10 protein-coding genes are annotated in these 13,272 nt (G+C 45.9%); all 10 read right to left on the bottom strand.

Annotated features, from left to right (window positions below):
* Positions 1-3 precede the first annotated feature (3 nt).
* The gene (locus M2125_RS09025) at positions 4-351 is read right to left on the bottom strand and encodes an STAS domain-containing protein (protein ID WP_338130197.1); all 348 of its coding nucleotides are present in this window, start codon (positions 349-351) and stop codon (positions 4-6) included.
* Positions 278-922: an MlaC/ttg2D family ABC transporter substrate-binding protein gene (locus tag M2125_RS09020; RefSeq protein WP_083657589.1), complete on the bottom strand. Its 645-nt coding sequence runs from the start codon at positions 920-922 to the stop codon at positions 278-280. The genes M2125_RS09025 and M2125_RS09020 overlap by 74 nt, the downstream gene beginning before the upstream one ends.
* 58 nt (positions 923-980) lie before the next feature.
* The gene (locus M2125_RS09015) at positions 981-1,730 is read right to left on the bottom strand and encodes an MlaA family lipoprotein (protein ID WP_280742853.1); all 750 of its coding nucleotides are present in this window, start codon (positions 1,728-1,730) and stop codon (positions 981-983) included.
* Positions 1,727-2,209: an outer membrane lipid asymmetry maintenance protein MlaD gene (gene mlaD, locus M2125_RS09010; protein ID WP_076024575.1), complete on the bottom strand. Its 483-nt coding sequence runs from the start codon at positions 2,207-2,209 to the stop codon at positions 1,727-1,729. Before mlaD ends, M2125_RS09015 begins: the two co-directional genes overlap by 4 nt.
* Before the next feature lie 20 nt (positions 2,210-2,229).
* Entirely contained in the window at positions 2,230-3,027 is a 798-nt protein-coding gene (gene mlaE, locus M2125_RS09005) for a lipid asymmetry maintenance ABC transporter permease subunit MlaE (protein WP_076024574.1), read from the bottom strand.
* Positions 3,024-3,890, bottom strand: a complete 867-nt coding sequence (locus M2125_RS09000) for an ABC transporter ATP-binding protein (protein ID WP_198929326.1) — start codon at positions 3,888-3,890, stop codon at positions 3,024-3,026. The genes mlaE and M2125_RS09000 overlap by 4 nt, the downstream gene beginning before the upstream one ends.
* A 10-nt stretch (positions 3,891-3,900) precedes the next feature.
* On the bottom strand, positions 3,901-5,364 hold the full coding sequence (locus tag M2125_RS08995; RefSeq protein WP_277542555.1) for a glutamate synthase subunit beta: 1,464 nt from the start codon (positions 5,362-5,364) through the stop codon (positions 3,901-3,903).
* A 36-nt stretch (positions 5,365-5,400) separates the two neighbouring features.
* Positions 5,401-10,134 (bottom strand): glutamate synthase-related protein, encoded by a 4,734-nt coding sequence (locus tag M2125_RS08990; protein ID WP_425334242.1) that lies wholly within the window; start codon positions 10,132-10,134, stop codon positions 5,401-5,403.
* Positions 10,135-10,363: 229 nt separating this feature from the next.
* Positions 10,364-11,044 carry a transposase gene (locus M2125_RS08985; RefSeq protein ID WP_076024571.1) on the bottom strand — a complete coding sequence of 227 codons (681 nt, stop codon included), beginning with the start codon at positions 11,042-11,044 and terminating at the stop codon, positions 10,364-10,366.
* Between the two features lie 12 nt (positions 11,045-11,056).
* Positions 11,057-13,234 (bottom strand): penicillin-binding protein 1A, encoded by a 2,178-nt coding sequence (locus M2125_RS08980; protein WP_233126763.1) that lies wholly within the window; start codon positions 13,232-13,234, stop codon positions 11,057-11,059.
* Positions 13,235-13,272: the final 38 nt, after the last annotated feature.

The raw sequence follows: 13,272 nt of genomic DNA, 5'->3' as shown, positions 1-13,272 counted from the left end.
CACTTACAAACCCAACAAAGTCGAAATGCCGTATACACCAGCCAACACCCTCAATTTTTCCGGGACATTAGTAATAAGAAGCTGCTGATGTTTGGCTCTCAATCTCGTTTGCCAAGAGATTAAGACGGTTAAAACTGAAGAATCAAAATTATTCAAATGAGAACAATCCACCGTTGCCAGTGCCGGCAAATTCAATAAGCCCTCTTTCTCTAAATGAAGAGCAGTTTCATGAGTAACCGTAGAAGGCAAAAGAAAAGGCATGATTGAAGATTTCGGATTAATTGCTTGGCTTAGCTGTTGCCAATTGCTTATTGCGCTCTTGCAAAAATTTGATGAGCCCTTCAATACCATTCTGGCTAATTTGATTTGCAAACTGATTGCGATATGCCTCAACCAACCAGACGCCCATAATGTTCATATCATAGACTTTCCACCCAGTAGGTGTTTTTTCCATGCGATAGTCCAAAGGTACTGGATCGCCACGCCCCAGCACTACCGTCTTTACAACCACCTCTTGATCATCGGGGCTGGCGCGCAATGCCTTATATTGAACTGTCTGATCACGTAATTGGCTTAATGCACCCGAGTATGTGCGAATCAGCAATGTTCGGAATTCGGATACCAATTGGGTCTGCTGTTCAGGGGTTGCTTTTTTCCAGTTTGGGCCCATTGCCATCTCAGTAGTGCGGCGCATGTCGGTGTACGGAACAATTTTCTTGTCCACCAAATCAACCACACGGGGAATATTTCCTTTTTGTATCTCAGGATCAGACTTCACAGAAGTCATGACATCCGAGACCACCGATTTAATCAGACCATCTGGAGTAGATTGATCCGGCGTCTGGGCAAATAAGCTGGTGCCCACCAAGAATAAGCCGGCAGCAAATACGGAAAACCACGCTTTGAGTATTCTCGTTTTCATATGTTCAAGTTCCAGCTAATTGTGATGTCAGATTCATTTTAAGATGCCTAAAGGTTGATTATTCATAACCATTTTCATACACGGGCATCAAAGGCCCTTCATCTTCGCGTCCCTCATGAATCTGATACTCACGCCTCTGAATATAAGCATCTCGCATAAAGCTGTATTTATCAATTGCTGCGCCATCTAGCAAATCACCAGCCTCGTAATAGGTATTGCGAGTATTTACAACGCGAAGGCCGGTAACGCTATTACGCACACCAATATTTTTTACATATTTAAAGAGATAGTCGGACTCTAGGTCAGCAACTGTTCCAAAAGTGTCCCTCACTGAACTTGGGCCAAAGAAAGGTAAGACTACGTAAGGTCCAGAAGGAACACCCCACACACCAAAGGTCTGACCCCAGTCTTCTTTATGTTTTTCCAAGCCGCCTGGAGTTGCCATATCAATCAATCCACCCAAACCAAAGGTGGTATTGACGACAACGCGCATTAAATCGCTAGCAGCGTAATCAGGCTTACCCTGCAAGAGGTTATTTAAGGCCGTGTAAATATCGTTGTAGTTACTAAAGAAGTTATAAATCCCCTCGCGCACAAACTCAGGCAAGACAAAGCGATAGCCAGCAACAACCGGCTTTAGTAGATATGCATCTAAACCTTCATTAAATTCAAACACTGATCTATTAAAGGGCTCCCATGGATCATTGGGGGATGGTTCAACCCCAGCGGGAATCGATGCGCAAGCAACTAGTAAAGAGGCTAAGCCAAGCAGAATTAGCTGTTTCAGCTTTGCACTCAACAAACTCATTTTGCTGCCGCCCTTTCTTGTCCACTATCGGCTGCCTTGTTATACAAAAATTGACTAATCAGGTTCTCCAGAACAATCGCTGATTGTGTTTGAGTCAGCTTACCCCCATTGGCGAGCATCGTGTCAGACCCACCTGCTTCAAGCCCAATATATTGCTCACCAAGCAATCCAGATGTGAGAATTTTTGCTGATGAATCGACAGGAAACTGATATGCATCTTCTATAGTCATTGCTACAGTGGCTTGATAGGTTTTGTCATCAAATGAAATGCTCGAGATGCGACCTACCACTACACCAGCACTTTTGACCGGTGCACGTGGTTTTAGCCCGCCAATATTGTCAAAGCGCGCAGAAATCGTATAGGTTGGCGCAAAGGACACTGCATTCATATTGCCAACTTTGAGGGCGAGGAACAATGCCGCCAATAAGCCAATGGCAACAAAAATGCCCACCCAAATATCAATCGCGCTTTTTCTCATAAGAGCCCCAGTTTATCTTTCTAATTTGAAAACATCATGGCAGTCAGCAAGAAATCCAAAGCCAAGACTGTTAAAGAAGAAATAACTACAGTACGTGTAGTCGCTTGTGAGACCCCTTCAGGGGTCGGTTTGGCTTCGTAACCCTGATATAAAGCAATAAAGGTTACGGCTACACCAAACACCATACTTTTAATCAAGCCATTGCCGATATCAGAAAAGAGGTCTACCCCACCCTGCATTTGAGACCAAAAAGCCCCAGAGTCAACTCCAATTAAAGGCACACCCACCAAATACCCGCCCAAAATGCCGACCGCTGTAAAAATAGTCGCCAAAATAGGCATAGCAATGATTCCTGCCCATAAACGGGGTGCAATGACACGACTTAATGGGTCGACCGCCATCATATCCATCGCGCTTAATTGCTCGCCCGCTTTCATGAGTCCGATTTCAGCGGTTAAGGAAGTACCGGCACGGCCCGCAAACAACAACGCTGTAATTACAGGACCTAATTCACGCGTTAAAGAAAGGGCAACCAATAAACCCAGTGCCTGCTCAGAGCCATAGCGATTTAAGGTGTAGTAACCCTGTAAGCCCAATACGAAACCTACAAACAGCCCTGAAACCGCAATAATTACAAAAGAATGATTACCAACAAATAAGATTTGATCTGAAACTAAGCGCGGCCTTTTAAGCAAAAAACGGGAGCGCCAAATCACAGCCGCAAACATTCGGGTTGCCAAACCAAGGCTAGTCAGGTTGCGTCGAATAAAAAATCCAAGATCGCCAAATAGATCAAGTAACCCATGAAATAGAGTCATGAGGTCCTCACTCCAAAATCATCTTCCAGAGCTTGTCCTGGATAATGAAATGGCACTGGACCATCTGGTGCGGCATCTAAAAACTGGCGCACAAATGGATCGGTAGAACGATTTAAATCAGCCGGCGTGCCTTCTGCAGCAATACGCCCATCAGCAATGAAATAAACATAGTCTGCAATTTCAAAAGTCTCTTCGACGTCGTGTGTAACCAATAGGCTGGTAGCGCCAAGTGCATTATTGAGATCGCGAATCAGCCTAGCGGTAATCCCCAAAGAGATTGGATCTAAGCCAGCAAATGGCTCGTCATACATGATCAGCGGCGGATCGAGCGCTATTGCGCGGGCCAGAGCAACTCGCCGTGCCATACCGCCAGATATTTGTGAGGGCATGAGATCACGAGCACCGCGCAAACCCACTGCATTTAATTTCATTAAAACCAAAGATCTCAATAGATCTTCGCTCAGATTGGTATGTTCACGCAATGGAAAGGCCACATTCTCAAAAACACTGAGATCTGTAAATAAAGCGCCGAACTGAAAAAGCATGCCCATGCGGCGTCTTGCCTGCATGAGTTGAGCTGAGTTCATGCGGCCAATATCTTGACCCTCAAACAAAACCTGCCCTGACTGGGCTGCTACCTGACCACCAATCAATCGCAGAATCGTGGTTTTGCCACAACCTGATCCACCCATGACAGCTACCACCTGGCCGCGACGGAACTCCATCTTGAGTCCCATCAAGATTTGCCGCTCACCAGGTGCATAGGAAAAGTTGACGTCCTTTATCGAGACAACAACTTCGCCTTCTACTTTTTCTTGCGCGCTTAAATGGGTATTCAAAGGATTAGGCTGGGCAGCGTTCATATTCCCGACATTATCGGGGTAAAACGGAAGACCCCATTAAATACTCATCTACTGCCTGAGCACATTGACGCCCTTCACGAATCGCCCAAACTACCAATGATTGTCCGCGGCGCATATCGCCAGCAGCAAATACCTTTGGAACATTTGTTTGATAAGCATCAGAACCATCCACCGTAGCCTTTGCGTTACCACGAGCGTCTTTCTCAACACCAAATGCGTTTAATACTTGCTGTGCTGGGGATACAAAACCCATGGCCAAGAAAACCAAATCTGCCTTAATCTCAAATTCAGAATTTGGCACTTCTGACATCTTGCCGTCTTTCCACTCCAAACGCACACCAATTAATTTCTCGAGTTTGCCGTTTTTGCCTTCAAAGCGCTTAGTTGCAACAGACCAATCGCGCTCGCAACCTTCTTCATGAGAAGAGGAGGTGCGCAATTTAGTCGGCCAATATGGCCATACCAATGGTTTATTTTCTTGCTCTGGTGGCTGTGGCAATAATTCAAACTGGGTAATGCTTGCTGCACCATGGCGATTAGAGGTACCAACACAGTCAGAGCCAGTGTCACCACCACCAATTACCACTACATGCTTGCCAGCAGCAGAAATTTCATTCTTAAAGTCACCAGCATTCTCTTTATTTTGTGGAATCAAAAATTCCAAGGCATAATGCACGCCCGCTAATTCACGACCTGGCACTGGTAAGTCACGAGGCTGCTCAGCGCCACCACTAATGACTACTGCATCAAAATCTTTCATCAATTGCTCTGGCGTTACTGTCTTGCTTGAATAATTCTTTACTTCTGCAGTCAGAGCTTCTTTACCAACAAATACACCGGTCTCAAATTTGACACCCTCTGCCTGCATTTGTTCTACGCGACGATCAATTAACCATTTTTCCATCTTGAAATCTGGAATACCGTAGCGCAATAGTCCGCCAACACGATCGTTCTTTTCATACACAGTGACATCATGACCCACACGGGCTAACTGCTGAGCTGCGGCCATACCGGCAGGGCCACCACCCACAACTGCAACCTTTTTGCCTGTTTTAGATTTGGGCGGCTGCGGTTTTACCCAACCATTTTCCCAGCCCTTATCGATAATTGCGTGCTCGATTGACTTAATACCTACGGGCGCACTGTTAATACCTAAGGTACATGCAGCTTCGCATGGTGCGGGGCAAATGCGGCCAGTAAATTCAGGGAAGTTATTGGTAGATTGCAAAACCTCTAACGCTTGTTTCCAATCACTCTGGAATACTAAGTCATTGAAATCAGGGATGATGTTATTGACAGGGCAGCCGCTATTACAAAATGGAATACCGCAGTCCATACAGCGCGCACCCTGTATCTTGGCTTCATCATCGCTTAAAGCAGCAACAAATTCTTTGTAATGATGGAGACGTTTTACGGGCGCTTCGTATGTTTCTTCGACGCGCTCGAAATCCATAAATCCAGTGACCTTACCCATATCGAATCCTCAGTATCTTTTTACTATTTATATTGATTAAGCAGCAACGGTTTTGTTTTGGGCTTTTTCCCACAACTCACCCAAGGCGCGCTTGTACTCAGTTGGCAATACCTTTACAAAGCGGCTACGTGCATTTTCCCAATCGGCCAGCAAGGCTTTGGCACGCTCAGAACCAGTGTGACGGAAATGACGCTCAATCAAGCTCTTCAAAATTTGCTCATCAGTTAAGCGCTCACCACCATCTTTCACATCAAGCGGAGCGTGCCACTCAGATTGAGGAACCTTGGCGATTTGCTCGGCTGATGGCAATACTTTTTCAAGTGTGGCCATACTGGTATTGCAGCGTTTAGCGAATAAGCCATCTTCGTCATAGACATAAGCAATACCGCCGCTCATACCTGCAGCAAAGTTACGACCTGTTGCACCAAGAACTACTACCGTGCCGCCGGTCATGTATTCGCAACCATGATCACCAGTACCTTCAACAACTGTAGTGGCGCCAGAGTTACGAACAGCAAAACGCTCGCCAGCAACGCCATTGAAGAAGGCTTCTCCACTGATGGCTCCATAGAGAACAGTATTGCCAACAATAATGTTCTGAGCAGTGTCACCACGGAATTCGTGAGGGGCACGCACAATCACACGGCCACCAGACAAACCTTTGCCGACATAGTCATTGCCGTCGCCCACCAAATCTAAGGTGATGCCACGCGCCAAGAAGGCAGCAAAGCTTTGTCCAGCCGTGCCATTCAATTGAATATGAATCGTGTCATCAGGTAAACCTGCATGGCCATAACGCTGAGCAAGCTCTCCTGAAAGCATAGCGCCTACAGTGCGATTCACATTCTTTACAGGAACAATGAACGAGACCTTTTCGCCACGCTCTAAAGCAGGCTCACTTTTCTCGATCAAGATATTGTCTAGGGCGTTTCCTAGACCGTGATCCTGGGTCAAAATTTGATAACGCGGAGCATCACTTGCAACTTGAGGTGCTGCAAAAATTTTGCTGAAATCTAAGCCATGTACTTTCCAGTTCTCAATACCTTTGCGGGTATCGAGCAAATCAACGCGCCCAATTAAGTCATCAAATTTACGAATACCCAATTGCGCCATGATCTCGCGTACCTCTTCAGCAATGAAGAAGAAGAAATTCACTACGTGCTCTGGCTTACCAGAGAATTTTTTGCGCAGCTCTGGATCTTGTGTAGCAACGCCAACCGGGCATGTATTTAAATGACACTTGCGCATCATGATGCAACCCTCAACGACCAAAGGTGCTGTGGCAAATCCAAACTCATCAGCGCCCAATAAGGCACCAATCACCACATCACGACCGGTCTTCATTTGACCATCGGCCTGCACACGAATACGGCTACGCAAACCATTAAGAACCAAAGTTTGCTGTGTTTCAGCTAGACCCAATTCCCATGGTGAACCAGCATGCTTGATGGAGGACAAAGGCGACGCCCCTGTTCCACCGTCATGACCAGCAATCACCACATGATCCGCTTTTGCCTTTGCAACACCAGCAGCAATGGTGCCAACACCCACTTCAGATACAAGCTTAACTGAAACGTCTGCCGCAGGATTGACGTTCTTAAGATCATGAATCAATTGAGCAATGTCTTCAATCGAGTAAATATCATGATGCGGAGGAGGAGAAATTAAGCCCACTCCCGGAACTGAGAAACGTAATTTACCAATGTAATCGGAAACTTTACCGCCAGGTAGCTGACCACCTTCTCCAGGCTTAGCGCCTTGAGCCATCTTAATCTGAATCTGATCAGCAGAACGCAAGTACTCAGTAGTCACACCAAAACGTCCAGATGCGACCTGCTTAATTTTGGAGCGCAAGGAGTCGCCGTCGAGCAAAGGTATATTTGCTTCAACAACATCATCACCCAAGATGCTAGCTAACGTTTCACCCTTCTTAATCGGAATGCCTTTGAGCTCATTAACATAACGATGCGGATCTTCACCACCCTCACCTGTATTCGACTTACCGCCAATACGGTTCATAGCGATAGCTAAGGTAGCGTGTGCCTCAGTTGAAATTGAACCCAATGACATCGCACCGGTTGCAAAACGTTTGACGATTTCTTTGGCAGACTCAACCTCATCCAAAGGAATTGCTTTACTTGGCTCGATCTTGAACTCAAACAAACCACGCAAAGTCATTTGACGCTTGGTTTGGTCATTAATCAGATTGGCATACTCTTTATAGGTCTGATAGCCTTTATCTGAACCCATGCGAGTAGAGTGCTGCAGCTTGGCAATCGTATCTGGAGTCCACATATGATTTTCACCACGAATACGGAAGGCGTATTCGCCTCCAGCATCGAGCATGTCCTCTAAAACTGGATCATCACTAAATGCTGAAGTGTGCATACGCAACGCTTCTTCAGCCACTTCAAATACACCAATACCACCAACGTTAGAAGGAGTACCGGTGAAGTACTGATCAATCACATCGCGATTTAAACCAATCGCCTCAAAAATTTGTGAGCCGGTATAAGACATGTAAGTCGAGATACCCATCTTTGACATGACTTTTTGCAGACCCTTGCCAATCGCTTTGACAAAATTCTTGACTGCTTTTTCTGGCGATAAATCACCAGGCAAGCCCTTAGCCATCTCAGCCAATGTTTCCATGGCGAGGTAAGGATGCACGGCTTCAGCGCCATAACCAGCAAGCAATGCGAAGTGATGCGTTTCACGTGCGCTACCAGTTTCCACCACCAAGCCAACATTGGTTCGCAAGCCTTTTTGTACCAAGTGCTGATGAATCGCAGAAGTTGCCAGTAATGCCGGAATTGCAACATGCTCTCGATCGACTTGACGATCGCTGACGATCAAAATGTTGTAACCGGAACGCACTGCATCGGCAGCTTGTGCACATAAAGAAGCTAAGCGCGCCTCGATACCCGCTTTACCCCATGCTGCTGGATAGCAAATATCGAGCTCGTATGAGCGGAATTTACCGTTGGTGTAATGACCAATGTGACGAATTTTTGTAATGTCATCAAAATCCAAAATTGGCTGGCTTACTTCCAAGCGCATTGGAGGGTTGATATTGTTGGTATCGAGCAAATTAGGTTTGGGCCCAATAAACGAGACCAAAGACATGACCATGTTTTCGCGAATCGGATCAATCGGAGGATTGGTTACCTGCGCAAACAATTGCTTGAAATAGTTATAAAGCGGCTTATTCTTGTTAGAAAGGACAGCTAATGGGCTGTCATTACCCATCGAACCAATCGCCTCCTCACCATTCATGGCCATTGGTGCCATCAAGAACTTGATGTCTTCCTGGGTATATCCAAAAGCTTGTTGGCGATCTAGCAATTTAGCCGCTGGACGAATATTGGTTTTTTCATCAATCAGGTCTGCCTTGCTTGCATCCACCTCATCGAGCTTTACTCTGACTGCATCAATCCAGCTCTTATATGGCTTGGCTTTTGAGACTGCATTCTTCAATTCGACGTCATCAATAATACGGCCCTGTTCCATGTCGATCATGAACATCTTGCCAGGTTGCAAGCGCCATTTTTGAACGATTTTGCTTTCAGGAATCGGCAGTACGCCCGCCTCAGATGCCATGATGACCAAATCATCATCAGTCACATAGTAGCGAGCAGGTCTTAAACCATTGCGATCCAGGGTCGCGCCAATTTGACGACCATCAGTAAATGCCATTGCAGCAGGGCCATCCCATGGCTCCATCATGGCCGCATGATATTCATAGAAGGCACGACGGTTATCGTCCATTAAGGCATGCTGTTCCCATGCCTCAGGAATCATCATCATCATGGCTTGTGCAAGTGGATAGCCAGACATTACCAATAATTCAAGGCAGTTATCAAAACAAGCTGTGTCTGATTGGCCAGGATAAATTAAGGGCCACAGTTTTTTCAGGTCATCACCCAATACTGGCGAACTAATCGCACCTTCACGAGCATTGACCCAATTGACGTTGCCCTTGACAGTATTAATCTCACCGTTATGCGCAATCATTCGATATGGATGCGCTAACTCCCAGGCAGGGAATGTATTTGTTGAAAAGCGTTGGTGTACCAAAGCAAGCGCAGAAACGGTACGCGAATCTTGTAAGTCGTCATAGTAAGCGCCGACTTGGTTTGCCAAGAGCAAACCTTTATACACAATCGTACGCGCAGACATTGAAGCAACAAAGTACTCCTTGCCATGCTTCAAATGTAAGTCTTGAATAGCATGACTTGCTGTTTTACGAATGACATACAACTTGCGCTCTAAAGCATCAGTTGTCATGATGTCACGGCCACGCCCAATAAAGATCTGACGAATAAATGGCTCGGTCATACGTACTGTTGGAGACATGGGTAGCTTTACATCTACCGGAACATCTCTCCATCCCAATACCACTTGCCCCTCCAGGCGAACTGTACGCTCTAATTCTTGCTCGCAAGCCAAACGGGAAGCATGCTCCTTAGGTAAGAAAATCATCCCCACGCCGTATTCACCAAATGGTGGGAGTGTGATTCCTTGCTTAGCCATTTCTTCACGGTACAACTTATCTGGAATCTGAATCAAGATACCAGCGCCATCCCCCATCAATGCATCAGCGCCAACTGCTCCCCGATGATCTAAGTTCTCAAGAATTTTTAAACCTTGAGCAACAATCTCATGGGATTTTTTACCCTTGATGTGCGCTACAAATCCAACGCCGCATGCATCATGCTCATTTTGCGGGTCATAAAGGCCCTGAGCGATTGGACGAAGTTGTGAATTCATTTGTGTATTCATAGTATTTCCGTGTGGCGACATTGGCCTAATTACTTTTGGAAGATCTAATATAGGTGAATACCCATACTGATGCAATAGAAATTAAATGACTCTGTCCCATTTAAAATACATCCGCACCAAAATGAATTTCATAAATGGGGACAGAGTGAATGATGAATCATTCAAAGAGACCCCATCATGATGGCAAATAAATTTCCAAGTGATTGTATTTAAACAATTATTTTCGAGGGCGGCCACGATGTCGAATCAGCGCTAACTCCGGCTTATCCTTGAAGAGCTTTTTTGCATAAATGTCACTTACCCAAGGCTTTGACCGAATAAGGGCCTCAGTAATCTGACGATCCTCCCAATGGGGGGATCCCTCTTTTACAAAAGTAGCCCACGCCATTTGCCTCTCAAAAGGCGTATTGCCTAATTTCCAGAAATGTTCATGATCAACCAGCCATCGATCTGAATTGCGGCCAATATGATTTGCGAAACTAGTCCATCCAGAATCTTGCGGTGCTGATTCAAATCCGGCCCGCACCGGGTTTAGCTCAATATACCGCTGACAGCGCAAAAAATAGTCCGGGTCAACCAAAGAGGATCGATAACGACCTTCCCAAATAGTGCCTGAACGATGATGCTGCTGATTGAAGTATTGGACGTAACGCCTACCCAAGGACTGCATTGTCTTTGCCAGGGAATCTTCATTTTGAGGTGTAAGCAATAAATGCACATGATTGGGCATCAAGGCAAATGCATGAACGGAACAAGCAAATTGTTGCGCAGCCTCTCTCAACCAATCTAGATAGATCTTGCGATCGGCATCTTTAAAGAAGAGTATTTCACGGTTGTTGCCACGAACCATGACATGCATTGCTTGGCCAGGAATGACAGTGCGCGCTTGCCGTGCCATTGGAAATACGAACTATTGCAGTTCGCGCACACCACCATTGGGCGCAAACTCTGGAATATACCAATCACCATCAAGTTGAGACACTCCTGCAGGAGCTTCACGTGAAATTTGTGGCACACCTTTTAATGCAGTACCCATATAAGAAATCCACATTGGCAATGCCAATCCTCCACCTGTTTCGTGATCGCCTAGACTCTCCGGTTTATCAAAGCCAATCCAAGCAATAGCAACTACTTTTGGGTTGTAGCCCGCAAACCAAGCATCATGGGAGTCATTGGTTGTACCAGTTTTTCCGGCAATATCACTACGCCCTAATTTTGCCCGCGCACTCGCTGCCGTTCCGGTTTTAGTAACTTCCTGCAACATACTATCCATCACAAATGCGGTTCGTGCATCTAATACCCGCGGCGCATCTTCACCCACGCGCACTGGTTTGGCTTCAAATAAAACATTGCCTTTAGAGTCCACCATTTTTTCAATCAAGTAAGGATCTATTCGATATCCTCCATTGGCAAAAACACTGTAAGCGGTTGCCATTTGCAATGGTGTAACCGATCCCGCGCCCAATGCCATAGTGAGATATGGCGGATGCTTTTCAGGATCAAAGCCAAAGCGCTGAATAAAGTCTTGCGCATAAGAAGGGCCAATTGCACGAATCAAGCGAACGGAGACTAAATTCTTGGATTTCGCAAGCGCAGTACGCAAGCGCATCATGCCGTCATATTTACCATCGTAATTTTTAGGCTCCCATGAGGAGCTTCCAGTCTCCATACTACCAATAGAAAGGGGGGCATCATTAACCATCGTGCTTGGAGAGAAGCCCTTCTCCATCGCAGCGGAATAAATAAATGGCTTAAATGAGGAGCCTGGCTGACGCAGTGCTTGCGTGACATGATTAAATTGATTGCGACGGAAATCAAAACCACCAACCAAAGAGAGAATTGCGCCATTATCTGCATTAACCGATACAAAAGCAGCCTCTACCTGGGGTAACTGGGCCAATTTCCAAACACCAGACTCAACCTCCAACAATCGCACTACTGCACCTGGACGTAAACGTTTTTTAGGTTGGGCGTTATCCGTTAGAGATGCGCTAGCCAATCGCAATGCATCCCCTTTCAGTGTGATGACATCCCCAGTTGAGATCATCACTTGCATCTCTTTAGATTTAGCTTCAAGTACTACCCCGGACTGAAGATCATCTAATTGTGGATATGCAAGCAAAGCCTCATCAATTGCGCGTTGACGCTTTACCGGATCCTCCGGCAAATTAATAAAGCCCTCAGGACCGCGATAGGCATGACGCAAGTCATACTCAAAAATTCCGCGACGCACCGCTTTATATGCCGCGTCTTGATCTGCCTTCAGAATGGTTGTGTAAACATCGATACCTTGCGAATAGATTGCCTCACCATATTGACTAAATAGCAATTGGCGCACCATCTCTGCCGGAAAGTCTGCACGTGTGCTGAACTCGTTGCCTAAACCCCGAATATGCAATTCTTCTGTTTTCGCTTTGAGGTACTGTTCTTGGGTAATGTACCCAAGCTCATACATACGCTGCAGGATATATTCTTGGCGAATTTTGGCACGACGATAATTGGTAACAGGGTTGTATGCAGATGGTGCCTTTGGTAAACCCGCCAACATGGCTGCCTGGGCAATGGAAATATCTTTTAAATTAATTCCGAAGTAAATCTGAGCGGCGCTGGCAAATCCAAACGCCCTTTGTCCCAAAAATATTTGATTCATATAAATCTCAAGAATCTTGTCTTTACTGAGCTCTGATTCGATTTCCCAGGCCAAGAGGATTTCATAGATTTTGCGGCTAAAGGTTTTTTCATTGCTGAGAAAGAAATTACGCGCCACTTGCATTGTGATAGTTGATGCGCCCTGGGCTAAATGACCCCGCAAATTAGCTACGCCTGCCCTTAAAACACCAATGTAATCAACGCCACCATGCGAATAGAAGCGATCATCCTCGGTAGCAATCACTGCATTGCGCATGATCACGGGAATTTCATTCAAGGGAATGACTTTGCGGCGCTCTTCGCCAAACTCGCCAATTAAGACCTTATCGGCCGTATAAATACGTAAGGGGGTTTTGGGGTTGTAATCCACCAAAGCAGAAATCTTGGGCAAATTTGGTTTGGCGATTAAAAAAGCATACCCAAGCAGGAGGGTAAACATCAGGGCAAATGCAACCCCAATAATCAAAAGCGCCTTGA

It is taken from the genome of Polynucleobacter sphagniphilus (genome assembly GCF_029892205.1).
Lineage (GTDB): Bacteria > Pseudomonadota > Gammaproteobacteria > Burkholderiales > Burkholderiaceae > Polynucleobacter > Polynucleobacter sphagniphilus.
This window is presented reverse-complemented; position numbering and strand designations above follow the sequence as displayed.

Bases quoted from the DNA above. Each gene is read 5' to 3' on its own strand.
- M2125_RS08980 (WP_233126763.1), bottom strand. From the start codon at position 13,234: ATGTTTACCCTCCTGCTTGGGTATGCTTTTTTAATCGCCAAACCAAAT.
- M2125_RS09025 (WP_338130197.1), bottom strand. From the start codon at position 351: ATGGTATTGAAGGGCTCATCAAATTTTTGCAAGAGCGCAATAAGCAAT.
- M2125_RS08990 (WP_425334242.1), bottom strand. From the start codon at position 10,134: ATGAATTCACAACTTCGTCCAATCGCTCAGGGCCTTTATGACCCGCAA.
- mlaD (WP_076024575.1), bottom strand. From the start codon at position 2,209: ATGAGAAAAAGCGCGATTGATATTTGGGTGGGCATTTTTGTTGCCATT.
- M2125_RS09000 (WP_198929326.1), bottom strand. From the start codon at position 3,890: ATGAACGCTGCCCAGCCTAATCCTTTGAATACCCATTTAAGCGCGCAA.
- M2125_RS08985 (WP_076024571.1), bottom strand. From the start codon at position 11,044: ATGGCACGGCAAGCGCGCACTGTCATTCCTGGCCAAGCAATGCATGTC.
- M2125_RS08995 (WP_277542555.1), bottom strand. From the start codon at position 5,364: ATGGGTAAGGTCACTGGATTTATGGATTTCGAGCGCGTCGAAGAAACA.
- mlaE (WP_076024574.1), bottom strand. From the start codon at position 3,027: ATGACTCTATTTCATGGGTTACTTGATCTATTTGGCGATCTTGGATTT.
- M2125_RS09015 (WP_280742853.1), bottom strand. From the start codon at position 1,730: ATGAGTTTGTTGAGTGCAAAGCTGAAACAGCTAATTCTGCTTGGCTTA.
- M2125_RS09020 (WP_083657589.1), bottom strand. From the start codon at position 922: ATGAAAACGAGAATACTCAAAGCGTGGTTTTCCGTATTTGCTGCCGGC.